General features: G+C 71.5%; 22 protein-coding genes. 11 read left to right on the top strand and 11 right to left on the bottom strand.

Annotated features, from left to right (window positions below):
- Nucleotides 1–108: 108 nt before the first annotated feature.
- On the bottom strand, nucleotides 109–1425 hold the full coding sequence (locus ASH01_RS03900; protein WP_056771553.1) for an anaerobic sulfatase maturase: 1317 nt from the start codon (nucleotides 1423–1425) through the stop codon (nucleotides 109–111).
- Between the two features lie 356 nt (nucleotides 1426–1781).
- On the opposite strand from ASH01_RS03900, the gene ASH01_RS03895 reads away from it, so the two are divergent.
- Nucleotides 1782–2828: a type I asparaginase gene (locus tag ASH01_RS03895; protein WP_156415405.1), complete on the top strand. Its 1047-nt coding sequence runs from the start codon at nucleotides 1782–1784 to the stop codon at nucleotides 2826–2828.
- Between the two features lie 18 nt (nucleotides 2829–2846).
- Here the strand turns inward: ASH01_RS03895 and ASH01_RS03890 are convergent, their stop codons facing one another.
- Nucleotides 2847–5630 (bottom strand): cation-translocating P-type ATPase, encoded by a 2784-nt coding sequence (locus tag ASH01_RS03890; RefSeq protein WP_056771544.1) that lies wholly within the window; start codon nucleotides 5628–5630, stop codon nucleotides 2847–2849.
- A 141-nt stretch (nucleotides 5631–5771) separates the two neighbouring features.
- Between ASH01_RS03890 and ASH01_RS03885 the strand changes: the two genes are divergently transcribed.
- Entirely contained in the window at nucleotides 5772–6284 is a 513-nt protein-coding gene (locus tag ASH01_RS03885; protein WP_235509517.1) for a hypothetical protein, read from the top strand.
- Here ASH01_RS03885 and ASH01_RS03880 read toward each other — a convergent pair.
- Together ASH01_RS03880 and ASH01_RS03875 are read right to left on the bottom strand one after the other, a co-directional pair.
- Nucleotides 6250–8502 carry an MMPL family transporter gene (locus ASH01_RS03880; RefSeq protein WP_235509516.1) on the bottom strand — a complete coding sequence of 751 codons (2253 nt, stop codon included), beginning with the start codon at nucleotides 8500–8502 and terminating at the stop codon, nucleotides 6250–6252. The two genes, ASH01_RS03885 and ASH01_RS03880, sit on opposite strands and share 35 nt — an antisense overlap.
- 55 nt (nucleotides 8503–8557) lie before the next feature.
- Nucleotides 8558–9307 (bottom strand): MIP/aquaporin family protein, encoded by a 750-nt coding sequence (locus ASH01_RS03875; RefSeq protein ID WP_056771536.1) that lies wholly within the window; start codon nucleotides 9305–9307, stop codon nucleotides 8558–8560.
- Nucleotides 9308–9527: 220 nt separating this feature from the next.
- On the opposite strand from ASH01_RS03875, the gene ASH01_RS03870 reads away from it, so the two are divergent.
- Genes ASH01_RS03870 through ASH01_RS03855 form a run of 4 tightly spaced genes read left to right on the top strand, consistent with a single transcriptional unit; the run spans nucleotide 9528 to nucleotide 15404 of the window.
- Nucleotides 9528–12197 carry a response regulator gene (locus ASH01_RS03870; RefSeq protein ID WP_056771533.1) on the top strand — a complete coding sequence of 890 codons (2670 nt, stop codon included), beginning with the start codon at nucleotides 9528–9530 and terminating at the stop codon, nucleotides 12195–12197.
- The gene (locus ASH01_RS03865) at nucleotides 12194–12586 is read left to right on the top strand and encodes a response regulator (protein WP_056771530.1); all 393 of its coding nucleotides are present in this window, start codon (nucleotides 12194–12196) and stop codon (nucleotides 12584–12586) included. The genes ASH01_RS03870 and ASH01_RS03865 overlap by 4 nt, the downstream gene beginning before the upstream one ends.
- The gene (locus ASH01_RS03860) at nucleotides 12583–13743 is read left to right on the top strand and encodes an adenylate/guanylate cyclase domain-containing response regulator (RefSeq protein ID WP_056771528.1); all 1161 of its coding nucleotides are present in this window, start codon (nucleotides 12583–12585) and stop codon (nucleotides 13741–13743) included. Before ASH01_RS03865 ends, ASH01_RS03860 begins: the two co-directional genes overlap by 4 nt.
- Nucleotides 13740–15404 carry a peptide ligase PGM1-related protein gene (locus tag ASH01_RS03855; RefSeq protein ID WP_056771524.1) on the top strand — a complete coding sequence of 555 codons (1665 nt, stop codon included), beginning with the start codon at nucleotides 13740–13742 and terminating at the stop codon, nucleotides 15402–15404. Before ASH01_RS03860 ends, ASH01_RS03855 begins: the two co-directional genes overlap by 4 nt.
- A gap of 4 nt (nucleotides 15405–15408) precedes the next feature.
- On the opposite strand, the gene ASH01_RS03850 is transcribed toward ASH01_RS03855, so the two are convergent.
- Nucleotides 15409–15606, bottom strand: coding sequence for a hypothetical protein (locus tag ASH01_RS03850; RefSeq protein WP_020143422.1), 198 nt, complete (start codon nucleotides 15604–15606; stop codon nucleotides 15409–15411).
- Between the two features lie 174 nt (nucleotides 15607–15780).
- On the opposite strand from ASH01_RS03850, the gene ASH01_RS03845 reads away from it, so the two are divergent.
- Nucleotides 15781–16473 (top strand): Crp/Fnr family transcriptional regulator, encoded by a 693-nt coding sequence (locus ASH01_RS03845; RefSeq protein WP_056771520.1) that lies wholly within the window; start codon nucleotides 15781–15783, stop codon nucleotides 16471–16473.
- Nucleotides 16474–16520: 47 nt separating this feature from the next.
- Here ASH01_RS03845 and ASH01_RS03840 read toward each other — a convergent pair whose 3' ends face one another.
- Complete coding sequence (locus ASH01_RS03840; protein WP_056771517.1) at nucleotides 16521–17396, bottom strand: alpha/beta fold hydrolase; 876 nt, start codon at nucleotides 17394–17396, stop codon at nucleotides 16521–16523.
- A gap of 147 nt (nucleotides 17397–17543) precedes the next feature.
- Between ASH01_RS03840 and ASH01_RS03835 the strand changes: the two genes are divergently transcribed.
- The gene (locus ASH01_RS03835; protein WP_056771514.1) at nucleotides 17544–17870 is read left to right on the top strand and encodes a DUF952 domain-containing protein; all 327 of its coding nucleotides are present in this window, start codon (nucleotides 17544–17546) and stop codon (nucleotides 17868–17870) included.
- 61 nt (nucleotides 17871–17931) lie between these two features.
- Here ASH01_RS03835 and arfB read toward each other — a convergent pair whose 3' ends face one another.
- The 3 genes from arfB to ASH01_RS03820 form a co-directional block, all read right to left on the bottom strand.
- Nucleotides 17932–18387, bottom strand: a complete 456-nt coding sequence (gene arfB, locus ASH01_RS03830) for an alternative ribosome rescue aminoacyl-tRNA hydrolase ArfB (protein ID WP_200958944.1) — start codon at nucleotides 18385–18387, stop codon at nucleotides 17932–17934.
- Between the two features lie 101 nt (nucleotides 18388–18488).
- A complete protein-coding gene (locus ASH01_RS03825) occupies nucleotides 18489–19265 on the bottom strand; it encodes an SDR family NAD(P)-dependent oxidoreductase (RefSeq protein WP_056771510.1) in 777 nt (258 codons plus the stop codon).
- Nucleotides 19266–19316: 51 nt separating this feature from the next.
- Complete coding sequence (locus tag ASH01_RS03820) at nucleotides 19317–20462, bottom strand: acyl-CoA dehydrogenase family protein (protein WP_056771507.1); 1146 nt, start codon at nucleotides 20460–20462, stop codon at nucleotides 19317–19319.
- A 137-nt stretch (nucleotides 20463–20599) separates the two neighbouring features.
- Between ASH01_RS03820 and ASH01_RS03815 the strand changes: the two genes are divergently transcribed.
- From ASH01_RS03815 to ASH01_RS03805, 3 genes are all read left to right on the top strand, one after another.
- On the top strand, nucleotides 20600–21496 hold the full coding sequence (locus tag ASH01_RS03815) for a peptidoglycan DD-metalloendopeptidase family protein (protein WP_082619374.1): 897 nt from the start codon (nucleotides 20600–20602) through the stop codon (nucleotides 21494–21496).
- 175 nt (nucleotides 21497–21671) lie between these two features.
- Nucleotides 21672–22757, top strand: coding sequence for an MFS transporter (locus ASH01_RS03810; protein WP_056771503.1), 1086 nt, complete (start codon nucleotides 21672–21674; stop codon nucleotides 22755–22757).
- The gene (locus ASH01_RS03805; protein ID WP_156415401.1) at nucleotides 22754–22987 is read left to right on the top strand and encodes a hypothetical protein; all 234 of its coding nucleotides are present in this window, start codon (nucleotides 22754–22756) and stop codon (nucleotides 22985–22987) included. Before ASH01_RS03810 ends, ASH01_RS03805 begins: the two co-directional genes overlap by 4 nt.
- Before the next feature lie 40 nt (nucleotides 22988–23027).
- On the opposite strand, the gene ASH01_RS03800 is transcribed toward ASH01_RS03805, so the two are convergent.
- Together ASH01_RS03800 and ASH01_RS03795 are read right to left on the bottom strand one after the other, a co-directional pair.
- Complete coding sequence (locus ASH01_RS03800) at nucleotides 23028–24101, bottom strand: ABC transporter ATP-binding protein (RefSeq protein ID WP_056771494.1); 1074 nt, start codon at nucleotides 24099–24101, stop codon at nucleotides 23028–23030.
- Nucleotides 24098–24883 carry an ABC transporter permease gene (locus ASH01_RS03795; protein ID WP_056771491.1) on the bottom strand — a complete coding sequence of 262 codons (786 nt, stop codon included), beginning with the start codon at nucleotides 24881–24883 and terminating at the stop codon, nucleotides 24098–24100. The genes ASH01_RS03800 and ASH01_RS03795 overlap by 4 nt, the downstream gene beginning before the upstream one ends.
- Between the last annotated feature and the right edge of the window lie 28 nt (nucleotides 24884–24911).

The following is a 24911-nucleotide window of genomic DNA, read 5'->3' as shown; positions in this document are numbered from 1 at the left end:
GAAGGTACGGGTGCTCCTCAGGCGGGGCTCCGCCCAGCATGTGACGGGGACGGTGCCCTGTGCCTCACCCTCGGCGGATGAGAAGGTCGGCGCTCACGCGAGCCGTGGTCAGGGGCGCGCGTCATCGCTCGTGCCGGCCCCATGGCAGTCCGCCCACACGGCGCCACCGAGGCATGAGCATGGGTCACCCGGGCGGCGCTCGGCGTCGCGGACGGCATACCACTCCCTCAGCCCCGTGGCGTCCCGGCCTCGACGCAACAAGGACGCCATGACGCGCATGGGTGCGTCGACGTGTCGGAAGAAGAGCTGGTAGCCCTCACAGAGGTAGTGCAGGCCGGCCTCGCCGTCGGGGGCGGTGAGGAAGCGGTCCTTGGGGCAGCCGCCGTTGCAGGCGAACCGGACGTCGCACGAGCGGCAGTAGGCCGGCAGCGTGTCGAGCTTGGCCTGTCCGAAGGCGCGCTGCTGGGGCGAGTCGACGAGCTGGAGCAGCGTTCGTCCCTGCCTGATGTTGCCGAGGAGGTAGCCCGGCTCCACGTAGTGGTCGCAGGAGTAGAGGTCGCCGTTGTGCTCGAGCGCGACGGCGTCCCCACACGTGCGGGCATGGACGCACAGGCCGGCCTGGTCCATGCCCATCCAGTGGGCGAGGGCGGTGTCGAACATCGAGACGAAGACGTCGCCGACGTCGTGGCGGGCCCACTCCTCGAAGACGTCGACGAGGAAGCGGCCGTACTGGTGTGCACTGACCGTGCGGTGGGTGACGAGGCTGCCGTCCTGCACGTAGAGCGGCCGGTCACCGGACCGGGCGCCCCACCCCGACTCGGCAAGCGGGAGCAGCTCGGCCGTCACCCGCTCCACGATGGGGATGAGCTGCACGAACGTGGCCCCGAGCTCGTCGCGCAGGAAGCCGTAGACCTCCCGGCCGTGGTCGCCGTTGGCCGCGTTCACCGTGGTGAGGGCGTTCCACTCGACCCCGTTGCGCTTGAGCGCCTCGAGACCGCGGATGACCCGGTCGAAGGTGGGCTTGCCGCCCTTGTCGACGCGGTAGGCGTCATGCATCTCGCGTGGTCCGTCGATCGAGACGCCGACGAGGAAGTGGTGGTCGCGCAGGAAGGCGCACCACTCGTCGTCGAGGAGCGTGGCGTTGGTCTGCAGGGTGTTGAGGATGCGCTGACCCGGCGCGGCGAGACGTTCCTCCAGCTCGAGCGTTCGTCGGAAGAAGTCGAGACCCATGAGGGTCGGCTCGCCGCCCTGGAACGCCACCACCACCTCGTCGGCGCCGCGCTGGGCCGCGAGGAGCTGGCCGATGTACGCCTCGTGGACCTGCGGGTCCATCCGGAAGGTGCTGCCCGGGTAGAGCTCGTCCTTGGACAGGAAGAAGCAGTACTCGCAGTCGAGGTTGCAGACGGCGCCGGTGGGCTTGGACATGACGTGGAAGGACCGCGAGGCCGTCAGGGGCGCCGCGGCAGCTGTCCGCCCGTCAGGAGCCGGGGCCACCGTCACCCACCGTCGACGGCCGAGGGGCAGCCATCCCCGGACCTCCGCCTCATGATCGACACCCCCCGAGCGTGACACCGGGCAGGCTGCTGCGGATCATCCGGACGGGGTGAGTGCACCGCGTACGGTGGCCCGCTCACGGGAGTGGTGGCCGTCCGCCGAGCGCGTCCTGGCGAGGCTCTGGACACGGCGGAGCGTCCGGTGCCACGGTGAGCGGCACAGGCCGCCGGGACCGGCGGCCTGGGGCGTCGACTCGCGAGAGTCCGGGATCCGACCAAGGGAGACACGTGAGCGACAGCGTGTTCGTGCTTCACACCGGTGGGACCATCGGGATGGTCGACACCCCGGACGGCTACGCGCCCGTGGCGGGTGCGCTCGCCCCCTATGTCGACTGGATCGTGGAGAACTCGAGAGGGGAGCTGCCCCCGATCGTCTTCGAGGAGCTCGACCCACCCATCGACTCCGCCAACGCGACGCCCGACGACTGGTGCGCCATCGCGCGAGTCCTCCACGAGCGCCGCAGCCGTCACCGGGGGTTCGTCGTCCTGCACGGGACGGACACGATGGCCTACACGGCGTCCGCGCTCTCGTTCCTGCTTCCGTCGTTCGGCAAGCCGGTCATCGTCACCGGCTCGCAGATCCCCGTCGCCCGCACCCGAAGCGACGGGCGGCAGAACCTCATCGGGGCGCTCCAGGTCGCGGCGCGGTCCGACGTCCCGGAGAGCACGCTGCTCTTCGGCGAGGTGCTGCTGCGAGGCAACCGGGCGACGAAGGTCGACGCCTCGGGCCTCGACGCCTTCGACTCGCCACGCTTCCCACCGCTCGCCGCGATCGGCATCGACATCGACGTCCGGCACACCCTGGTGCGCCCCGCCGAGGGCGAACCCGAGCTCCGGGCCGGACGGCTGGGGGAGGTGGCAGCGGTGCGGCTCTTTCCCGGGTTCTCGGCCTCGATCCTCGCGAACCTGTGCCGACCCCCGCTGCAGGGACTCGTCATCGAGGCCTACGGGGCGGGCAACGGACCCTCGAACGACCGGGAGTTCATGGCCGTCGTCGAGGCCGCCACGGCCGAGGACATCGTCGTGGTCGTCGTCACCCAGTGCGTCCGCGGATCGGTGCAGCCGGGGGCGTACGCGACCGGGTCGGCACTGATGCGGGCCGGCGCCGTGCCGGGCTACGACATGACGTGCGAGGCCGCGCTCACCAAGCTCGCGGTCCTGCTCGGCCAGGGCCTCGACACCGGCGTCGTCGCCGACATGATGCAACGCGACATCGCCGGTGAGCTGACGAGGAAGGACGACGTCGAGGTTTCGCCGGTGGGCGGGGCGACCTGAAAGCTCTCGGGTCGGCGCTCAGGCGCGCGGCGTCGTCAGGGCGCGGGCAGGCGCGACCGCCGACTGCGGGTCGAGGGCGTCCGCCGGCGCGTGCCGGCGCCGCCTGACCAGCTTGCCGAGCTCGACGACGGCGGGGAGCGCGGCTGCCAGGGCTGCGCAGACGAGCCACTGGCCCGGCGTGAGCTCGGAGGTCAGCAGTGCCTGCTGCAACGTCGGCAGCTGGGTCGCCAGGAGGAGCATGCCGACCGGAATCAGGGCGATCGCCAGCGCCCTGAGGATCGGGGGCGTGAGTCCGCTGGTGGGGTCGCGCCGGTTGACCACCGCGTTGAACGCGGTGCCCAGGCCCATCACCACGAACGTCATCGTCATCGACACGGATGCTCGCGTGGGGCTCGGCTCGTCCGGCCCGAGCACCAACGGCAAGAAGGCGGCCACGAACAGGACCGCCGCGTAGGCCAGCCACATGACGACGGCCGACCGGTTCGTGATGGTGAGGCCGGGGTCGCGGGGAGGCCGGCTCATGACGTCGGGGTCACCCGGGTCGACGGCGATGACGATGACACCGACGGCCGTCGCGAAGAACAGCAGGAAGAGCACCATGGTCGGGGTCATCGCGACACCGCGGTTGACGTCGAACACGGTTGCCGCGAGGAAGAGGAACACCAGCGAGAGCAGCTGGGTCATCTGGTAGCGCACGTACGAGACGACCTTGTCGTACGCGCGCCTCCCGATCTCGACGGCATGGACGAGCGTCCCGAAGTTGTCGTCCGTGAGCACCATGCGTGCGGCCTGCTTGGTCACCTCGCTGCCGCTCCCCATCGCGACGCCGATGTCTGCCTGCTTGAGGGCGGCGGCGTCGTTGACGGCGTCACCGGTCATCGCGACGATCATCCCCTCCTCCTGCATCGCCCGAGCCAGCCGGAGCTTGTCCTCGGGCGTGACGCGGCCGAACACGTGCAGCATCGGCAGCTGCTGCTTCAGCTCCTCGTCGCTCAGCGCCTGCAGATCGGCGCCGCTGATGGCCCCCGGACCCAGCCCCAGCTCCTGGCCGATCGCCTGAGCCGTGACGGCGTGGTCACCGGTGATCATCCGCACGTCGATCCCGGCCGTCAGGGCCGTCGCGACAGCGCTCCTCGCCTCGGTGCGCAGGGGGTCGATGATCCCGGCGAGCCCGACGAAGGACAGGTCCTGCGTCAGAGCCATGGGGTCGGCGTCCATGGTCGCCACCTCGTCGTCGGCGACGAGGCGAGCCGCGAACGCGAGCACGCGCAGTCCCTTGCCGCCCATCCGCTCGTTGGCCTCCAGGAGGCCGTCGAGCGCCTGCCCGATGGGGACCTGCGAGCCACTCAGCGGACCACCCGCCAGGGTGCAGCGGGCGATGACGACGTCGGGGGCGCCCTTGACGAGCTCGATGAGGTGCTCGGCCCCCTCGAGGGTCACCCGGTGGAACGTGGCCATGAACTTGTACTCGGAGTCGAAGGGCACCTCGGCCAGGCGCGGGTAGGTTCGGCGGGTCTCCTCGGCGTCGATCCCGAGCTTCGCGGCGAGCACCACCAGCGCCGCCTCGGTGGGGTCTCCGATCACCGAGCCGTCGTCGCCGACCACTGCGTCGCTGTCGAGGCACAACCCGAGGCCCAGACGCGTGAAGTCCGGGACCGGCGTGCCGGCCACGGCCCGGATCGCCCCGCTCTTGCGGTAGCCCTCGCCGTCGACGGTGAACCACGACCCGCTCGCGTACAGCGTGGACACCATCATCTCGTTGAGGGTCAGCGTGCCCGTCTTGTCGGTGTTGATCGCGCTCGTCGACCCGAGTGTCTCGACGTCGGTGAGGTTCTTGACCACGGCCTTGGACGCAGCCAGCTGCTTGGCGCCCATCGACAGGAGTCCGGAGACGAAGGCCGGCATTCCCGTGGGGATCGCGGAGACGGCCATCGCCGTGCCCAGCAGCAGCAGGTCCTTGGCCGGCGTCCCGCGGACGAGACCGACGACGACGATGACGGCGACCGCTCCCCAGGCGATGACGCCCAGCACCTTGGTGAGGGTGTCGAGCTCCTTCTGCAGCGGTGAACGCTTTCGCGTGACCGAGCTGAGCATGGTCGCGATCTGGCCCATCTGCGTCCGCTGCCCGGTCGCCGTGACCACGATGGTGCCGGTGCCGCGTGTGACGGACGTGTTCTGGAAGAGCATGTTGGTCCGGTCGCCGAGAGCGACGTCCACGGATCCCAGCGCGGAGTGGTCCTTGGCTATCGGCACGCTCTCCCCGGTCAGCGCGGCTTCCTGGGCCTCGAGGGTGGCGGAACGGACGATGCGTCCGTCCGCCGGGACGATGTCGCCTGCCTCGACCTGCACCACGTCCCCGGGCACGATCTCGGTGGCGGGGACGAGGGAGAGGGCGCCGTCACGGACGACCCGCGCCTGCGGTGTCTGCATCTTGGCGAGGGCGTCGACGCTGGCGCGGGCCGTCAGCTCCTGCCGGGTGCCGAGGGCGAGGTTGAGGACGATGAGCAGACCGACGATCACTCCGGTCGACACCTGGCCGATGGCAAGGCTCACGACCACGACGGCCACGAGCATGATGTTCATCGGATCGCGCAGCTGGCTCGCGGCGACGGCCCAGACGGACGGCGGTCTCTCGGCGGCGATCGCGTTGGGGCCGAAGGCTGCCCGGCGACTCGCGACCTGCGCCCCGGTCAAACCGGAGTCCGTGTCTGAGCCGGCCGCGGCCACGACCTCGTCGGCGTCCAGCGCGAAGGGTGGGGTCTCGGTGTCCGCGCTCGACGCCGACGTGCCGCTCTCGCTCATGGGTCCGTCCCCCGCTCGGGCTGCCTCAACCTCAGCGCTTGTCAGGCTAGTACCAACGAGCCCCCTGCGTGGCAGGTCTGCGGCGCAACGTCGTCCGATGATCCGCTGAGCGGCCGCCATTTCCGTGCGAGCCTTGTCCGCGTGACGAGTCAAGATCCGCATTCGGTGCGCGTCGCCGGGGTCGACCTGGACCTGGAGCGGCTGACCTACGCGACCATCGTCGTGATGGCCGTGCTGTCCGCCTACTCCGGCTGGTCCGACCTGTCGTTCCCATCCGCTGCCGTCGTCGTCGTGTCACCGATCGTGGCCGTGTGCCTGGCGCACGCGTTCTCGGAGGTCCTCCATGAGCATGCTGCGGTGAAGCGGAGGCTCACAAGCGCGGAATGGCTGGCGGTGGCGCGCCGGCAGGTGCACCTCCTGCTGGCCGCCGTGCCCCCGCTCGCCGTCCTGGTCATCGGTCGGGTGACAGCGCTGGGGAACGCCGACACCCTTCCCGCCGTGGAGCTCACCGGGCTGCTGACCCTGGCCTTCCTGTCGGCGGTCGCGAGCAGCCGGGCCGGCCTGCGGGGACCGTGGCTGGTCGCCGGCGCGCTCGCCGGGGGACTGGTCGGGCTCACGGTCATCGCTCTGCAGATCGTCCTGAAGCCGCACTAGTCCGCGGTGCTCCGGATCCCTCGCTGTCGATCGCGCCGGCTCCCGCCGCCGGGCGGGGCGTCCGGCGGAGACCGATGGGCCACCAGATGCGGTCGCCGAGGTCGTAGGACACCGCCGGGACGAGCAGGCTGCGCACGATGAGCGTGTCGAGCAGGACGCCGAAGGCGACGATGAAGGCGATCTGGACGAGGAAGAGTATCGGCAGCACCGCGAGGGCCGAGAAGGTCGCCGCGAGCACGATGCCCGCACTCGTGATGACACCGCCCGTCACCGCGAGGCCCACGAGGATGCCGGGCCGCGTGCCACGGGTGCGCGACTCCTCACGGACGCGCGTCATGAGGAAGATCGAGTAGTCGATGCCGAGTGCGACGAGGAAGACGAAGCCGTAGAGCGGCGTCGACGGGTCGGAGCCCGGGAACCCGAAGACGTGGTTGAAGGCGATCGCGGAGACGCCCATCGTCGCGGCGAACGACAGGACGTTCGCGGCGACGAGGACGAGCGGCGCCACGATCGAGCGCAGCAGCAGCATGAGCACGACGAAGATGACGGCGAGGATCGTCGGGATGATGACCTTGAGGTCGCGCTCGCTGGCGAGGCGCACGTCGAGGTTCGTCGCGGTGGTCCCTCCCACGAGCACGTCGGAGCCGACCCGGTCGAGGGAGGCGCGCAGCGTCTCGATGGTGTCCTCGGCCGCGACGCTGTCGGCGGCGGCGTCGAGCGTGGCCTGCACGATGACCTGGCCGTCGACGACCTTCGGCGGCTGGCCGGGGACGAGCCCCACCTGTGGGCTGCTGACCCCGTCGGTCGACTCGAGCACCGCGACCACGGCATCGGCCTGGGCCTCGGGGGCGGCGATCTGGACGGGGGAGCCGGACCCGGCGGGGAAGTGGCGCGCGAGCACCTCCTGCCCGGTGACGGAGTCCACCTGGGTGAGGAAGAGGTCGGACTGGGCGATGCCCCGCGCGTTGAGCGTCGGCAGGAACGCCGCGCAGGTCGCGAGGGCGAGGAGGGTGACCACCCAGGTGCGCCGGGGGTGGCGCCCGACCATGCCGGCGACCCGGCCCCAGATGCCGCGGGTGCCCACCGCGTCCGCGCTGTGCACGTGGTCGACGTGGGGCACCTGCGGCCAGAAGACGCGTCGGCCGATGAGGAGCAGGAGCGCGGGCAGGAAGGTCAGGGACGCGACGAAGGCGCCGACGATGCCCAGCGCGCCGACGGGGCCGAGACCCTTGGTGCTGCCGAGATCCGACAGGCGCAGGCAGAGCAGGCCGAGGACGACGGTGGCAGCGCTCGCGGCGATCGGCTCGAGCGAGGCCCGCCACGCGATCTTCATCGCCGCCCACGTCGACTCCTCGTCGTGCAGCTCCTCCTTGAAGCGCGCGACGAGGAGCAGGGCGTAGTCGGTCGCGGCGCCGACGACGAGGATCGACAGGATGCCCTGGCTCTGGCCGCTCAGGCTGATCGTGCCGTTCTTGGCGAGGGGGAAGACGACGAGCGCCGCGAGGGACAGGCCGAACACGGCCGAGATGAGCACGGCGAAGGGCAGGATCGGGCTGCGGTAGACGATGAGCAGGATGAGGAAGACGACGCCGAGGGCGACGAGCAGAAGGATGCCGTCGATGCCGCCGAAGGCGATGATGAAGTCGGCGAAGAAGCCGCCGGCACCCGTGACGTGGACGGTCAGGCCGGACGCACCCAACGTCGACGCAGCGGACTCGCGCAGGGCCTGCGCGACGGCATACAACGCGGTGTTCCCGGCGATGGTGTCCTCGGCCTTGTCGGCGAGGAAGGCGACGGGGACGAGCGCAGCCTGCTTGTCCTGGCTGGGGATCGCGAGGGTCGGGGGCGACTGCAGGAACTCGCCGACCGTGCGTCCGGGGTCGGCGAGCTTCAGGCCGGGGATGCCGTCGACGTATCGCTGGACGGCCGCGAGGTCCGCCGGGGTCAGCCCGCTCTGCCGCTCGACCACGACGAGGTAGGGGAGTGTCTGGGTGTCGGTCGTGCGGCCCACGAGCTTGCTCACCGACGTCGACTCCGCCGACGGGGGAAGGAAGTTCGCGTTGTCGTTGGTGGCGACCTCGGACAGCCGCCCCACGAGGGGACCACCGACGCCCCCGATGGCGAGCCAGGCCAGCACCGCCAGGGCGGCCACCCACCGGACCGCGGCACGGCCCTTCGGCCTGCTCGACCCGTGCCTGCCCCCGGATGCGTCGCCCATGGACTCATCATGGGGCAGGCGCGCGCCACAAGGTTGGACAGTCGGCGAAGCACGGTCAGGCGGGCACGTCGGCGCCCGTCGGGTCGGTGTCGGTCTTCGAGACTGCCGTCTCGAAGTACGGGGAGGCGAGGGCCGCGATGGCACCGCCGATGAGCGGCGCGACGATGAACATCCACACGTGAGCCAGCGGCTCGCCGCCGTTGAGCAGGGCAGGCCCGATGGACCGGGCCGGGTTGACGGAGGTGCCGTCGAGCGGGATGCCGACGATGTGGATCACGGTGAGCACGAGTCCGATCGCGAGTCCGGCGAAGCCCGGTGCCGCGGCCCGGCTCGTCACGAGCAGGACGACGAGGACGAGGAGGAAGGTGAGGACGACCTCGAGCACGAAGGTGCCACCCGCGGTGATCGTCGCGCCCCAGTTGTTGGTCCCGAGGGCGCCGGTCTCGTCCTTGACGCCACCGAAGCTCGAGACCATGAGCTTGAGCAGGGCCGCGCCGAGGATCGCACCGACGAGCTGGGCGATCCAGTAGTAGATCGCCTCGGTCGTCGTGATGCCCTTGCGCATGAGCACGCCGAGGGTGACGGCGGGGTTGACGTGGCAGCCCGAGACGGGGCCGATGGCGTACGCCAGTGCGAGCAGCACGAAGCCGAAGGCCACGGCGACGGCGAGCCTGCTCATCGTCTCGAGGCCGACGACGGCGGCGCCCACGGCGAAGAAGACGAGGATGAACGTTCCGACGGCTTCGGCCACGGCCTTGCGCGTGAGGTCAGGAGTCGGGCCGGCAACGGTGCTGGAGTCAGGCATGAAAGTCCTTCCGTAGCAGGGCGAGCGGGCCCGTTCCCCCGGGGCGCTCGTCTTCAGAGTAGGGGTGAGGCGGTGCCGGGTGCAGTCATCTGCGCGCCGCCTCGCGGGGCGCCGGCTGGACCCCGGCGTCGAGCTCTTCGGATTCCCATGGTGCGCCGACCGTTCGGGGAGGACACTCGGTGGGGGACCACAGGGACTCACAGGTCGATGGGGGACTCGCATGAGCGGGTTCGAAGAGACGGGCGACGAGGCGGTCGGGGGTGCCCACCAGCTCGCCGACCGGCTGGCGACGACGCAGGAGCAGCTGCGGGCCACGAGCGACATCCTCAAGGTCCTCACGGCCTCGACGACGGGCGGCGCCGCCAGCCGTGACGAGGTCTTCGACGCGGTCGTCGACAGCGCCCGGCGGCTCCTCGGCGCGCAGGTCGCGCAGATCTACCTCGTGCAGGATGACTCGTTCGTGCTCGCGCGGTCGAGCGGACTGACGCCGGAGTTCGTCGCCTTCGTCTCGCAGCACCCGATCGTCCGCGACCGCGCGACGTTGGTCGGACGGGTGACCATCGACCGGAGGGTGCACCAGATCGAGGACGTCCTCGCCGATCCGGACTACCGTCGCACCGACTTCCAGCGGGTCGGTGGCTACCGGACGATGATGGGCGCACCGATGGTGGTCGGCGACCAGGTCGTCGGCGCCCTCAACGTGTGGCGCACGCAGGTTGCGCCCTTCGACGAGGCCGCCGAGGAGCTCCTGTCGACGTTCGCCGAGCAGGCGGCGCTCGCCCTTCGGCACGTCGAGCTCTTCTCGGCGCTCGAGAGCAGGTCGGCCGAGCTCGCCCGCAAGGTCGACCAGCTCGAGGCGCTCGCCGAGGTGGGGGAGGCGATCAGCTCGACGCTCGTCGCGGACGAGGTGCTGACGACGATCGTCAGCCACGCGGTCGAGCTGTCGGACACCGACGGCGGCTCGCTCATGGAGTTCGACGAGGCGACGGGACTCTTCCGGGTGCGCACGGCCTACGGCACGAGCGAGTACGTCATCGATGCGCTGCGGGCCGCGGAGATCCACATCGACCGCACCTGGGTGGGCCGGGCCGCGCGCGGTCGGCGGGTGCTCCAGATCCCCGACCTCGACGCCGCGCCCGGGCCGCTCGACCCGCACCTCGCCGTGCTCCACGGGTCGGGCTGGCGCTCGCTCGTTGCCATCCCGCTCGTGCGTCCCGACCGGGTCGTGGGGGCGCTCGTCGTGCGGCGCAAGTCGACGGGCTCGTTCAGCGACGAGACGTGCGAGCTGCTCGCGGCTTTCGCGAGCCAGTCGGCCGTCGCGCTGACCAACGCCCGCCTCTACCAGCAGCTCGAGCAGCAGAGCGTCGCGCTCGCTGAGGCCAGCCAGCACAAGTCGGAGTTCCTCGCGAGCATGTCGCACGAGCTGCGGACACCGCTCAACGCCGTCATCGGCTTCTCCGAGGTGCTCCTCGAGCGGATGTTCGGCGACCTCAACGAGCGGCAGGAGGACTACCTCCAGGACATCCACTCGGCCGGGCGTCACCTGCTCGCCCTCCTCGGCGACATCCTCGACCTGTCCAAGATCGAAGCCGGACGCATGGAGCTCGACCTCACGACCTTCCCCATCGACGACATCCTCGTCCAGGCGCTCTCGCTCGTGCGCGAGCGCGCGGCGCTGCACGGCATACGCCTGACGCTGGAGGCATCGGACGGGCTCGGCCTCGTCGCGGCGGACGAGCTGCGTCTCAAGCAGGTCCTGCTCAACCTGCTGAGCAACGCCGTGAAGTTCACGCCGGACGGCGGCAGCATCGTCGTCCGGGCCTGGCGCGACGGTGAGGAGGTCGGCGTCACGGTCACCGACACGGGCATCGGCATCGCGCCGGCGGACCAGGAGCGCATCTTCGACTCGTTCCAGCAGGGCGAGCGGACGGCGTCGTCGAGCGAGGGCACCGGCCTCGGTCTCACCCTGAGCCGCCGCATCGTCGAGCTGCACGGCGGGCGACTCTGGCTCACGAGCACACCGGGCGAGGGGAGCACCTTCGGGATCTCGGTCCCGCAGCCCGACGCCGACCGGGAGGCCGGCGGTGACGTGTGGACGATCGACGTCGAGGACGTCGACGGTCCGACCGTGGTCGTCATCGAGGACGACCCGCGCTCGGCCGAGCTCGTCGAGCTGCACCTGCGTGCAGCCGGTCTCCGCCCCGTCGCCGCGTCGACGGGCGAGCAGGGACTCGACCTCGTCCGGGCCCAGGACCCGGTGGCGGTCGTCCTCGACATCCACCTGCCCGGGATGGACGGGTGGGAGGTCCTCACCGAGCTCAAGAACGACCCGGCCACGGCCGACGTGCCCGTGGTCGTGGTCAGCGTCGAGCCCGAGCGCGGCCGTGGCTTCGCCCTGGGGGCCACGGAGTACCTCGTGAAGCCCGTGAGCGGTGAGCACCTCCTCGCCGCCGTGACGCGGCTGCTGCCACCGCCGCGCGCGGACGAGCAGAGTCCTCGGCTGCGCGTCGTCGTCGTCGACGACGACCCCCTCGCCCTCAAGCTCGTGCGCAGCACGCTCGAGCCGCTGGGTTGGGAGGTGCACACGTGCGCGGGCGGCCAGCAGGCGGCGGACCTCGTGCGTGCGGTCGCCCCGTCCGTCGTCGTCATCGACCTGCTCATGCCCCACGTCGACGGCTTCGCCGTCATCGACGAGCTGCGGCCGCACCGCGACTCCGATGGGCCGCCGATCGTCGTGCTCACCGCGAAGTCCCTGACACCACAAGACCGCTCGCGTCTCGAGGGGCGCATCGCGTTCGTCGCCGAGAAGGCCGGCATCGACCTGCCGGGGCTCGCGCGCCGGCTCGCGACGGTCGCCGCCGAGCACGTGCGGGAGGGGGAGGGGCCGTGAGCGAGCTGCCTGTCGTGCTCATCGTCGAGGACAACCCGCGCAACCTCAAGCTCGCGCGGGACGTGCTGGAGTATGCCGGCTTCTGCGTCCTCGTGGCCACCACCGGTGAGGAGGCGGTCGAGCAGGCGAGGACCAGCCTGCCGGACGTCATCCTCATGGATCTCCAGCTGCCCGGCATCGACGGTTTCGCCGCCCTCGAGCTGATCCGGGACCACGAGCCGACCGCGCACATCCCGATCGTCGCGCTCACGGCGTTCGCGATGCACCGCGACCGCGAGCGGGCCCTCGTCTCGGGCTTCGCGGGCTACCTCGAGAAGCCGATCAGCGTCCGTGAGTTCCCGGCGCAGGTGCGCCGTCACCTGCCCCGACGGGAGGCCCCGGAGCCGTGACGCCCCTCGACGGCGATGCCAGGGTCCGGCCGCTCACGGGCGTGCGGGTCCTCGTCGTCGACGACCTCGAGCAGAACCGCAAGCTCATGCACGCCGTCCTCGAGCCGCGGGGCTTCGTCGTGCGCTCGGAGGCGTCGGGGCAGGCTGCCCTCGAGGCGCTCGCCGAGTGCGAGGTCGACGTCGTCCTGCTCGACGTGCTCATGCCGGTCATGGACGGCTACGAGACGTGCGAGCGCATCAAGGCCGACCCCCGCACGGCGATGCTGCCGGTCGTCATGGTGACGGCGAGCGGGACCCAGCAGCGACTGCGCGCCCTCGAGGTGGGCGCCGACGACTTCGTCACCAAGCCGTTCGACCAGGCCGAGCTCGTGGCGCGGGTCCGGTCGCTGGCGCGCGTCAAACGACTGCACGACACGGTGCTCGAGCAGACCGTCGCGCTCGAGCGCTGGAACGCCGAGCTCGAGACCCGGGTGGCCGAGCAGGTGGACGACCTCGACCGGCTGGGCCGCCTGCGCCGGTTCCTGTCTCCGCAGATCGCGGGCCTCATCGTCGAGTCCGGCGACGAGTCGTTCCTCGAGAGCCACCGACGCGACATCACCACCGTCTTCACCGACCTCCGGGGTTTCACCGCGTTCGCGGAGACCGCCGAGCCGGAGGAGACGATGTCCGTGCTGCGCGAGTACCACGGCGCCCTCGGGGAGCTCGTCTTCGCCTACGAGGGCACGTTGGAGCACTTCGCCGGCGACGGGCTCATGGTGTTCTTCAACGACCCCCCGCCGTGTCCGGACGCACCCGAGCGGGCCGTGCGCATGGCGCTCGACATGCGCGACCGCGTCGACGACCTCGCGTCCGGGTGGTCCCGGCAGGGGCACCAGCTCGGCTTCGGGGTGGGCATCGCGCAGGGCTACGCGACGCTCGGTCGGGTCGGCTTCGAAGGACGCTGGGACTACGCGGCGATCGGGACCGTCACCAACGTCGCGGCCCGCCTCTGCGCGGCCGCTGCCGCCCGCCAGATCCTCATCAGCCCCCGCGTGCGTGCCGGGATCGACGAGCGCTTCGAGACGCGCTCGCTCGGGCCGGTGGAGCTGCGCGGCATCTCGCGGCCCCTCGAGGTCCACGAGGTCATCGGCACCACCGACCGGGAGGACGACCCATGAAAGCGACGACCCAGGCCCCGATCGTCCCGACGGTGGACGGCGGTGGCCTCGACGCGCTCGACGAGGTGGCGCGCGGCCGACTGTTCGACGACCTGCAGCAGGCCCTGCCCGATGTCTGGCGCCGCTTCGGTCAAGCCGACCCACGGGAGTCGGTGGTCGTCGTGCCGTCGATGAGCGTCGACAACCTCACGCAGTCGGCGGGCGCCATGAACCAGGCCATGGAGGAGCGTTTCCTCTTCATGCTGCTGCTCCTGCGTCAGCCGCGCCTCCGGATGGTCTACGTGACGTCGATGCCGATCAACGAGCACATCATCGAGTACTACCTGTCGCTGCTCCCCGGCGTCATCCCGAGCCATGCCCGGGCCCGACTCGACCTGGTCTCGGTGGGTGACTCCTCCCCGCGGCCTCTGACCGACAAGCTGCTGGCCCGCCCCCGGGTCCTGTCCCGCATCACCTCCCTCGTGACGGACCCGGCACGGTCGCACATCGTCCCGTACACGAGCACGACGCGCGAGCGTGACCTGGCGCTGATGCTCGGCATCCCCATGTATGCCGCGGACCCGCGCCTCTATCCGCTGGGCACCAAGACCGGCTGCCGACGGATCTTCGCCGAGGCCGGCGTCGACCATCCCTTCGGCGCCGAGGACGTCCACACCGTCGACGAGGTCGTCGACGCCGTGCTCGAGCTGCACGCGTCGCGGCCCGGCGCGCAGTGGGCGATGGTCAAGCTCGACGAGGGTGTCTCGGGCTCCGGCAACGCCCTCGTCGACCTGACCGCCGTGGACGCGGCGGCCGAGGCGGCCGCGGCGGCCGCGGCGGCCGTGGATCCGGGCGGCGAGACAGGCGCGCTGCGTGCGGTCGTCACCGAACGGGTGCTGGGCATGCAGCTCGAGGACGCACGCATCGAGACCGGTGCCTACCTCGGGCGGCTGGACGAGCGCGGTGGCATCGTCGAGGAGCGCATCGTCGGTGACGAGGTGCGCAGTCCGAGCGTGCAGCTGCGCGTGACGCCCCTGGGGGAGCTGGAGATCCTCTCGACCCACGACCAGGTCCTCGGTGGCCCGACGGGCCAGATGTACCTCGGTGCGCGGTTCCCGGCCGATCCGGCCTACGCGACGACGATCACGAGGGAGGCGGAGAAGGTGGGTCGCATCCTCGCGGACAAAGGGGTGCTCGGGCGGTTCGCCCTCGACTTCGTCGTCGTCCGCCAGGGCAAGCAATGGCAGACCCACGCCATCGAGATCAACCTGCGCAGGGGCGGTACGACGCACCCGTTCCTCACGCTGCAGTTCCTGACCGACGGCACCTATGTCCACGAGGAGGGGCGCTTCGTCACCCCGTCCGGCGCCGAACGCCACCTCGTGGCGACCGACCACCTCGAGGACGAGACGCTCCGGGGCATGGGTGTCGACGACCTCTTCGACCTCGTGGCGCGCGCCGGCCTCCACTTCGACCAGTCGCGCCAGACGGGCGTCGTCTTCCACATGATCAGCTCGATCACCGAGTGCGGCCGCGTCGGCATGACCGCCATCGGGGACACGCCAGACTCCGCCCAGGATGTGTTCGACCGGGCGGAGTCGGCGTTGCTCGCCGAGGCGCGTGCGTCGCTGGCGCCGCTCCCCGTGCCCCTGCGGGGGCGCCTCGGCGAGGGTCTGCGGTGACCGTTCAGGGAGCGATCGAGGCCGAGTGGATGAGGGCACCCACGAACGCCTGGTGCCACGTCAGGCGGGCCACGACGGAGCGGGCCGAGGCGCCGCCGCAGTCGCACTCCCACGTCCACCCGCCTCGGGGCAGGCGCGTCACCCGGGGGTGGTGGTGCGCGAGGTCCGGGTGGACCCGTCGTCGTGCCGTTGTCGTCGTCATGGAAGTGCCTTCCCTCGGTGAGGGGTTCGCTGCCCCTCGTGCTGCAGATGTCCCGGTGCGGTCACGTTCTGGTGTCGTCTCCCACGACGGTCCCGCCGCCGCCGGCCGCTGTCTGTGCGCGCGGCGACACCCCGGCAGTGCTCGCCGGCACCGGGACCGGACGGCAGGGCGGCCGTGACCCTCGACCTCGGGCTGCTGTCCGACCTCGCGCCGGCCGAGCGTCGGGAGGTCGTGGCGTCGATGCACCGCCACACGTACGACGCGGGCGACGTGGTCTTCCACGAGGGGGACGCCGCCGACACCGTGCACTTCGTCGTCGAGGGCCGGGTCGTCGCCCGCCGGTCGTCGGAGCAGGGGGACCGGCTGGCCTACGCCGTCATGGGCCCGGGCCAGGCCTTCGGCGAGCTCGCGATGATCGTGCGCGCCGGCCGGCGGACGGCGACGATCGAGGCGGTCGAGCGGACCGTGACCCTGTCGCTGTCCTTCGCGGACTTCGAGCGGCTGTGCGACCGCCACCCTGAGGTCAACCGTCTCCTCGTGCGCCTCCTCGCAGCCCGGGTCAGCCGACTGACCGACGCGCTCATGGAGGCCTTGCACACGCCCGCCGAGCTCCGTGTGGTGCGCAGCCTCGTGTCCTTGTGTGGGGTGTATGCCGTTGCCGCACCGTCACGCTCCCCGGTGACGGTGCACCTCAACCAGTCCGAGCTGGCCGAGCTGGCGGGGGTCACCCGGCCGACGGCCAACCGCGTCCTGCGTCGCCTCGAGTCGGCCGGGGCCGTGGTCCTCGACCGTGGCCGCGTCACCGTCGTCGACCCGCAGGCCCTGCGCCGGTCGGGGACCCACGCCCTCGGGCCCGGGCCGGCCTGACCTCCGCACGAGACACGATGGTGTCTCGGGTCGCGGCCAAACCGACGTCAGCCGTGGATGAACCGCTCGAGGACGCTCGCGAAGCGGTCCGGCTGCTCGAGGTGCGGGAAGTGGCCGGCGCCCTCGAACAGCACGACCTCGGCGCCGGGGAACACCTCGTGGGCGCGCTCCGCGTGGCCGACGGGGATCATCCGGTCCCGGGTGCCCCAGATGACGAGGGTGCGGATGTGGTCTGCGGTCGTCAGCTGCCCGTGCGCGTTGACCGTCTGGCCGCCGGGGTCGATGACGCCGCGGGTCGTGGCCAGGAAGGCCCGACGGCTCTCGGCGTCCGAGAGGGACGTGAAGCCCTTCCACGCGGCCGAGACGTCGGCGCTCGGTCGCCAGCCGAGGCCGCGAACGGCGCGCCCGACGGTCTCGACGCGGCCGCGCACCCAGGCCGAGGCGATGACCGGCAGCACGAGCTCGGCACCGGGGAGGGTCGCCGAGCGCAGCAGTGGGCTGACAGATCTCCCGAGGCCTCCGCTGGAGACGAGGACGAGGGCTTCGACGCGCTCGGGGAAGAGGTAGCAGAACTGCATGGCGATGCCCCCACCGAGGGAGTGGCCCACGAGCGTGACCTTCGCGATGCCGAGCCGGTCGATGAGGTCGCGCAGGATCGCGGCGTGCGACCCGAGCGAGTAGTCGCCGACGGGCTTGGCCGAGGCGCCGTGCCCGAAGAGGTCGGGGATGACGACCCGGTGCTCGGTGTCGAGGCGGTCGACGAGGTGGGTCCAGTTCTCGTGCGAGCCGAGCAGGCCGTGGATGAAGAGGATCGCGGAGCCGTGGCCGGTGTCGACGTAGGAGAGGTCGTGGCCGCCGAGGTTCGCCACGCTCGGCGGGTATCTCAGCTCGGCCTCGTCCCGAGGGTCCTGCGTCCTGGTCATGGTGCGCCGTCCTCCCAGCAGGTGCGTGCGGCCGGGGACTGCGGTCGACCGCGATCCACACCCCCAGCCTCTCTCTCCTCAGGGGGCGTGGGCGCTGCCTGAGATACACGTCACCGCTCGCGGGCCTGCTTGGTAGCGTCGCGGCGCATGATCTACCACCTGGCCGAGCAGGCCCACTGGCAGCAGGCTCTCCGGGACGGCACCTATGCGCGTTCGACGCGCGGCCGCTCGCTCGCCGAGGAAGGCTTCGTCCATGCCTCGTCGGCGGAGCAGTGGCCCGTCGTGCGGTCGCGCTTCTACGCCGACGTCACGGAACCCCTCGTGCTGCTGCACATCGACGAGTCGCGGCTGTTGTCGCGCGTGGTCCGCGAGGTCGGGGACCCGGCGACGGGTGAGACGTTCCCGCACGTCTACGGCCCCGTCGACGTCGACGCGGTCGTCGACACGACGCTGCTCGAGCCTCCGCACGCCTGACGTGTCGAGAAGGCCACGCCCGGTCGGTTCCGTACGTCGAGTGCTCCCGTCATGCGCTCCGTCAGTCGGGTCGGATGCGGCCACGACCCGACTTGACCTCGGAGCGGCGCTTCTTGCCCTCGATCCGCCGCCGCTGCGAGCCGCGCGTCGGTTTCGTGGCCCGTCGGGCCGGCGGCGGGGGAGCCAGGCCGTCGCGCAGCAGGTCGACGAGACGCTCGCGGGCCGCGGCCCGGTTGCGCAGCTGTGAGCGCTGCTCGGAGGCCACGATCGTGAGCCGTCCGGCGACGAGCCGACCGTCGAGGGCGGTGACGAGGCGCTCGCGCTGGGCCGGCGTCAGGGCGGTCGAGGTCTCCGGGTCGAAGACGAGCTCGACCCGGCTGTCCGTCGTGTTGACGCCCTGACCGCCGGGGCCGGAGGACCGGCTGAAGCGCTCGACGAGCTCGCCGGCGGGGATGACGAGACCGCGCCGCAGGCCGGGACCGGCTGCGATCACGAGGTCACCGCCGGGCTCGTTCACACCCCCAGTGTCCCAGCGCTGGCCGGCTCGGCGTCCACACGTGTGAGGTCGTGCCCGTTCGAGCGCTCACTCGACTGGGAGGGTGGAGCGGCGTGGGCGACTCAGCGCGGCGGCATACGCAGGGCGCCGTCGAGGCGGATGACCTCACCGTTGAGCATCGGGTTGTCGACGATGTGGCGCACGAGGTTGGCGTACTCCTCGGGGCGGCCGAGGCGCGACGGGTGCGGCACCTGCTTCTCGAGGACCTCCTTGACCTCGCCCGGCAGGCCGGCGAGCATCGGCGTCTCGAAGGTGCCGGGAGCGACGGTCATGACGCGGATCGCCTTGTCCGCGAGGTCTCGAGCCGCCGACAGGGTGAGGCCGACGATGCCGCCCTTGCTCGCGGCGTACGCAGCCTGGCCGATCTGGCCGTCGAAGGCGGCGATGCTCGCCGTGTTGACGATGACGCCTCGGTCGCCGTCGACGGCCTCGTTGCCGAGCATCGCCGCTGCCGCGAGACGGAGCACGTTGAACGAGCCGACAAGGTTGATGTCGATGACCGTCTTGAACGTGTCGAGCGAGAGCGGCCCACCCCGCCCGATGACGCGGCCCGGTGTCGCCACCCCCGCACAGTTGACGGCGATGCGCAGCTCGCCGAGCGCGGTGGCCCGGTCGATCGCGGCCTGCACCTGGGCCTCGTCGCGCACGTCGGCCGCGACGAAGACGGCGCTGCCTTCGCGCTGCGCGTTGAGCTCGTCGACGAGCGCCGGGGCCGTGGAGCCCTCGAGGTCGATGATGACGACGGTGGCGCCGTCGGCGACGAGGCGGCGAGCGGTGGCACCGCCGAGGCCGGAGCCACCACCGGTGACGACGGCGACGGTGGACGAGTTCAGCTGCATGACAGGCCTTTCGGGCGTCGGGAGGTCAGCGGGAGCAGATGCCGGTCGGCGTCAACGGGCGAGGAGCTGGCGCGAGATGACGAGGCGCTGGATCTGGTTGGTGCCCTCGAAGATCTGGGTCACCTTCGCCTCGCGCATGTAGCGCTCGAGCGGGAAGTCCTCGGTGTAGCCGGCGCCGCCGAGCACCTGGACGGCGTCGGTGGTCACCTTCATGGCCGCGTCGGTGGCGATGAGCTTGGCGACGGCGGCCTCCTTGCCGAAGCCGCGGCCGGCGTCCTTGAGGCGGGCCGCGTGGAGGTAGGTGGCACGGGCCGAGGTGACCGCGGCCTCCATGTCGGCGATGAGGAAGGCGAGTCCCTGGAAGTCGGCGATGCGTCGGCCGAACTGCTGGCGCTCGGTCGCGTAGTCGGCGGCGGCGTCGAGGGCGGCCTGGGCCAGGCCCGTGGCGGCAGCGGCGATGCCGAGGCGTCCCGCGTCGAGGGCCGACAGGGCCATCTTCATGCCGTCGCCCTCGCGGCCGACCAGCCGCGCGCCGTCGACGGGGACGCCGTCGAACATGACCTGGGCGACGGGGTCGCAGTGCAGGCCCATCTTGCGCTCGGGCTCGGCGAAGGTCAGGCCTGCGGCGTCACCGGGGACGATGAAGGTCGACAGGCCCTTGCCGCCGTCGTCGGACGTGCGGGCGAAGGTCGTGTAGTAGTCGGCGTGCCCGGCGTGCGAGATCCACGCCTTGGTGCCCTTGAGCGACCAGCCGTCGTCGGTGCGGGTCGCCCGCGTCGTCATCGAGGCGATGTCGGAGCCGGCCAGGGGCTCGGAGAGGCAGTAGGCACCGAGCTGCTCGCCCGAGAGCATCCCGGGCAGCAGGGCCTCCTGCTGCTCGCGGGTGCCGAAGGTCGCGACGGGGTAGGCCGTGAGGCTGTGCACGCTGACGCCGACGGCCACGCTCATCCAGACGGACGCGATCTCCTCGACGACCTGGAGATAGACCTCGTAGGGCTGGTCGGCCCCACCGAACTCCTCGGGGTAGGGCAGCGACAGCAGGCCCGCCCGGCCCAGGGTGCGGAAGGTCTCCTCGGGAAAGGTGCGGGCGCGTTCGGCGTCGTCGACCTTCGGCGCGAGGTCCTTGCGGCAGATCTCTCGCGTCAGCTCGATCAGGTCGGTGGCTTCGTCGGTCGGCATCAGCCTCGTCGCTGGCATGGATCGATACTAGGACGTCCGAGCATTTCGTCCAAAGTGTGAGACGGACCCGGTGGTCGAGGGGTTAGCCGCTTGTTAGGCCGCGTCGGTTCAGTGGCTCGTACAGGGCACCACCTCATCGCTCGGAAGGACACGAGATGTTCAGGAGATTCGCAGTCGGACTGGTCGCCGTGCTCGGCGTCGCAGCCGCCCTCGTCGGCACCGCGCCGAACGCCAACGCCACGGCCCGCAACGGGGTGTGCGAGTCCGGCGAGTTCTGTCTCTACTACAACAGCGGCAACGCCGGGTCGCGCGTCGACCTCGTCAACTCGCAGCGCGACTACGGCACCGGCTCGGGGTGCATCGAGTTCGTCAGCAGCGGCTCGGGCCAGGGCCAGTGCGTCAAGAACAACACGGCGTCGGTCTGGAACCGCACCGGGACGTCGGTCTTCGTCTTCTACAACAGCGACTTCGGCGGCGTCTACGACGAGGTGCCCAACGGCGCCCAGGTCGACCTCAACTCCAACGTCAAGAACAACAACGCCTCGCAGATCATCGGCGACGCGTCGCTGCGCTTCCCGCTCTCGGTCAACCAGGCCGACATCAAGAACCGCACGCCGCACTGGTGCTGGGACAGCAAGGTCAACTGCCACCACGACTACAACGCTGCCGACATCTTCGCCGCGACCGGCACCTCGGTCCTCTCGCCGGTCAACGGGACGGTCATGACGAAGAACATCCGCGCGGGCAGCACCGGCTGCGACAGTGTCGGCAGCACCGTCACGGTCAAGGACGGCTTCGGCCGACTCTGGTACTTCGCCCACATGGACGACAGCCCCGCGCCGGTGGTCTCGGTCGGGCAGTCGGTGACCAAGGGCCAGCGCATCGGCTACGTCGGCACGAAGTACCACGCCCTCTGCACCGACTCCCACCTGCACATCGACATGCGGGTCGGCGTCGACTCGCGCGTCTCGTGCAGCGCGGCCGCGTGCGCGAGCTACGGCTTCGTCAACAACCAGCCCCTGCTGCGCAACGCCTTCCTCGCGCTCCCCTGAGCGCCCGACCGGTGGCCGGGACCGCTGAGGTCCCGGCCACCGCCGTGCCCGGTTGGCCCGGGTCGTCTGCGGAGCCACCACCGACGGAGCCCACGTATGCCGCCCGGCCGGCCCCGCGGCACACGCCCCGGAAACCCCGGCGACGCGGGCACCGCGTGGGCCCTACCGTCGAAGGGTGCTCGCGCTCCTGCGGCGTCCGCTGCGCGAGGCGGACGCGACGTCCACCTTCTACGTGCTGACGGCCGTGGCGGCCTTCGCCTTCGCGGCGTGCTTCACCCTCAACCTCGTGTTCCAGTACCGCGTCGTCGGCCTCGACCCGTTCCAGATGGTCCTCGTCGGCACGGTCCTCGAGGCGACGTGCTTCGTCTTCGAGGTGCCGACGGGGATCGTCGCCGACCTGCACAGCCGCCGCGTCTCGGTGATCATCGGCTTCTTACTCGTCGGAGTCGGCTTCGCCGTCGAGGGCGTCCTCGCGACCTTCGCCGCCGCGGTCGTCGGCAACGTCATCTGGGGCATCGGCTACACCTTCACGTCCGGTGCGCTGCAGGCGTGGATCACCGACGAGGTGGGTGAGGAGCACGTCGCTCCTGTCTTCACGCGCGAGACCCAGCTCGACCTCGCCTTCGGCTTCCTCGGCACGCTGGCCGCGGGCGGTCTCGGTCTCATCGCCCTCCGGGTGCCGATCGTCGTGGCCGGCGTGACGCTCGTGCTCCTCGCCGTGGGCCTCGCGGTGGCGATGCCCGAGCGCCACTTCCACCCGACGCCCCGCGGTGACCGTGAGACCTTCGGACACCTCAAGGACCAGTTCGTCGCGGGTCTCGCCGTCGCTCGCGGGCGGCGGGTCGTGCGCGTCTTCCTCCTCGTCAGCGTGCTCGTCGGCCTGTCGAGCGAGGTCTTCGACCGGCTCTGGCAGGTGCGTGTGCTCGACACCTTCGCGATGCCGTCGTTCCTCGGCAGCGATCCCGCCGTGGCGTTCACCGTGTTCGCGCTCATCGGGTCGGTCATCTCGCTGCTCGCGTCGGGTGCGAGCAGCCGCTGGCTCCCCGCCCGGGTGGTCGAGGAGAACCGGGACTGCCGGTCGCCCTCGCTGCCGCGGCGCAGGTCGTCGCCGTCGTCGGGGTCGCGCTGCTCGGCAACCTGTGGCTCGTCCTCGCGGCGCTGTGGCTGCACAACGCGAGCAGCGCCTTCAGCGCGCCGATCCAGGCGACATGGCTCAACCGCAACCTCGAGTCGTCGTCGCGGGCGACGGTGCTGTCGATGAACAGCCAGGCCAACGCGATCGGCCAGGTCACGGGCGGGCCGCCGCTCGGGGCGCTCGCGACGCGGACGTCGATCCCCGTCGCGCTCCTCGTGGCGGCGGTCGTGCAGCTGCCGTCCGTGCTGGCCTTCCTCCGCGTCCGCCGCACCACAACGCCGTCGAGTGGGCGGTCCGTCACACTCGAGTGGCCTCCCGGCCCCACGCGTACCACCCCCGACATGGGGCCAGAGTGACGCAGCGGCCACTCGAGTGGAAGAGGGTGGAGGGTCAGGCTCAGCGCGGGTAGGTGCGCACCTCGGTGGCCTTGACGGCCGCCCAGACGTCGTGGCCGACCTGCAGCCCCAGCGCCGTGACCGACTCGAGCGTCACCTCGGCGGTGAGCGGCACCTCGCCCACGAGACCGATGCGGGCCGACTGGCCCTGCATGGTCACGGACGCGATGCGCAGGCGCCAGGCGTTGCGCGGCGACCCTTCCGGGTGGTGACGGTGCAGCGACACGGCGCTCGGTGGGACCGTCGCCCACACGGCCCCTTCGGTCGGGCTCGTGGTGACGATCAGCCCACCGTCCGCGGTGTGCACGTGACCGTGCGAATCGCCTTGTGCGGCATACAGATTGAGCCCGACGACGGTGCCGACGTAGGCGCTCCGGGGCTCGCTCAGCACCTCGGCGGGCGTGCCGAACTGCGTCACCCGACCGTCCTCGACGAAGACGAGGTGGTCGGCGAGCGTCAGCGCGTCGAGCGGGTCGTGGGTGACGAGCACCGTGACGCCGTCGTATGCCGTGAGGCGGGCTGCGAGGTCGCTCCGTGTCCGTGCGCGCGTGTCGGGGTCGAGGGCCGCGAGCGGCTCGTCGAGGAGCAGGAGCGCCGGGTCGGTGGCCAGGGCGCGGGCGAGGGCCACGCGCGCCTGCTGTCCCGACGAGAGCTCGCGGGGGCGCGAGGCGGCTCGGTCGGAGAGGCCGACGCGCTCGAGCTCGGTGCGGGCGCGGTCTCGCGCCTCGTGCCGCCCGACGCCGCGGCTGCGCGGGCCGTAGGCGACGTTGTCGAGGGCGCGCAGGTGGGGGAAGAGCAGGCTGTCGGCGAGCATGAGCCCGACGGCGCGCTGCTCCGGGGCGAGGCGGTGCCGTCCGTCGTCCCACACCTGGCCGCCGACCCGGACGTGGCCCTCGGCGAGGTGCAGCACGCCGGCGAGTGCGAGGACCGTGGTGGTCTTGCCGCCGCCGTTGGGGCCGAGGACGCCGATGACCTGGCCGGGCTCGGCGGTCAGGGCCACGTCCACCTCGATCTCGCCGCGGGACAGGCGGATCCGCGCATCGAGTCCGGCGCCGACGCGGCTCGCGGCGCTCATCGGAGCCACCGCCCGCGCAGCACGCCGAGCACGAGCACGCTGACCGCGAGCAGCATGATGCTGATCGAGACGGCCACCTGCGGGTCGCGCTCGAGCTCGACGTAGACGAGCAGCGGCAGGGTCTGGGTGCGACCCTGGAAGTTGCCGGCGAAGGTGATCGTGGCGCCGAACTCGCCGAGCGCCCGCGCCCACGCGAGGGCGAGTCCGCTCGCGATGCCGGGCAGCACGAGCGGGATCCCCACGGTGCGCAGGTAGCGCACGTCGCTCGCCCCGAGCGTGCGGGCCACGGACTCGAGCCGGGGGTCGAGTCCGCGCATCGCACCCTCGACGGCAAGGACGTAGTAGGGCATCGCCACGAAGGTCTCGGCGAGCACGACGGCCACCGTCGTGAACGGGATCTGGATGCCGAAGGGCGTCAGGTACTGGCCGATGAGGCCGTTGCGCCCCCACGTCATGAGCAGGGCGACGCCACCGACGACGGGCGGCAGGACCAGGGGCACGGTGAGCAGCGCGCGGACCCAGCTCGTGGCCCGGTGCTCGGAGCGGGCGAGGAACCAGGCCAGGGGAGTGCCGAGCAGCAGGCACAGGACGGCCGTGACCGACGTCGTCGTCAGCGAGAGCCGCAGCGCCGGCAGGACGGTCGGGGTCGCGAGGTCGGACGGGATGCGGGCCCAGTCCGCGCGGAGCAGCAGCGCCACGAGCGGCACGACGAGCAGGAGCAGTGCGAGCGCCGCCGGCACGCCGAGCGCGACGCGCGAACGCCACCGGGCGGCATACCTCATGTCAGGTCATCCTGCCGGTGGCCGGACG

Origin of the sequence: Terrabacter sp. Soil811 (genome assembly GCF_001429655.1) — a bacterium.
In the GTDB taxonomy this organism is placed as follows: domain Bacteria; phylum Actinomycetota; class Actinomycetes; order Actinomycetales; family Dermatophilaceae; genus Terrabacter.
This window is presented reverse-complemented; position numbering and strand designations above follow the sequence as displayed.

Coding starts and splice junctions, on each gene's coding strand:
- ASH01_RS03855 (WP_056771524.1), top strand. CDS start 13,740: ATGAAAGCGACGACCCAGGCCCCGATCGTCCCGACGGTGGACGGCGGT.
- ASH01_RS03825 (WP_056771510.1), bottom strand. CDS start 19,265: ATGCAGCTGAACTCGTCCACCGTCGCCGTCGTCACCGGTGGTGGCTCC.
- ASH01_RS03900 (WP_056771553.1), bottom strand. CDS start 1,425: ATGTCCAAGCCCACCGGCGCCGTCTGCAACCTCGACTGCGAGTACTGC.
- ASH01_RS03890 (WP_056771544.1), bottom strand. CDS start 5,630: ATGAGCGAGAGCGGCACGTCGGCGTCGAGCGCGGACACCGAGACCCCA.
- ASH01_RS03795 (WP_056771491.1), bottom strand. CDS start 24,883: ATGAGGTATGCCGCCCGGTGGCGTTCGCGCGTCGCGCTCGGCGTGCCG.
- ASH01_RS03840 (WP_056771517.1), bottom strand. CDS start 17,396: ATGACCAGGACGCAGGACCCTCGGGACGAGGCCGAGCTGAGATACCCG.
- ASH01_RS03805 (WP_156415401.1), top strand. CDS start 22,754: ATGAACAGCCAGGCCAACGCGATCGGCCAGGTCACGGGCGGGCCGCCG.
- ASH01_RS03850 (WP_020143422.1), bottom strand. CDS start 15,606: ATGACGACGACAACGGCACGACGACGGGTCCACCCGGACCTCGCGCAC.
- ASH01_RS03880 (WP_235509516.1), bottom strand. CDS start 8,502: ATGGGCGACGCATCCGGGGGCAGGCACGGGTCGAGCAGGCCGAAGGGC.
- ASH01_RS03875 (WP_056771536.1), bottom strand. CDS start 9,307: ATGCCTGACTCCAGCACCGTTGCCGGCCCGACTCCTGACCTCACGCGC.
- ASH01_RS03800 (WP_056771494.1), bottom strand. CDS start 24,101: ATGAGCGCCGCGAGCCGCGTCGGCGCCGGACTCGATGCGCGGATCCGC.
- ASH01_RS03835 (WP_056771514.1), top strand. CDS start 17,544: ATGATCTACCACCTGGCCGAGCAGGCCCACTGGCAGCAGGCTCTCCGG.
- ASH01_RS03870 (WP_056771533.1), top strand. CDS start 9,528: ATGAGCGGGTTCGAAGAGACGGGCGACGAGGCGGTCGGGGGTGCCCAC.
- ASH01_RS03820 (WP_056771507.1), bottom strand. CDS start 20,462: ATGCCAGCGACGAGGCTGATGCCGACCGACGAAGCCACCGACCTGATC.
- ASH01_RS03815 (WP_082619374.1), top strand. CDS start 20,600: ATGTTCAGGAGATTCGCAGTCGGACTGGTCGCCGTGCTCGGCGTCGCA.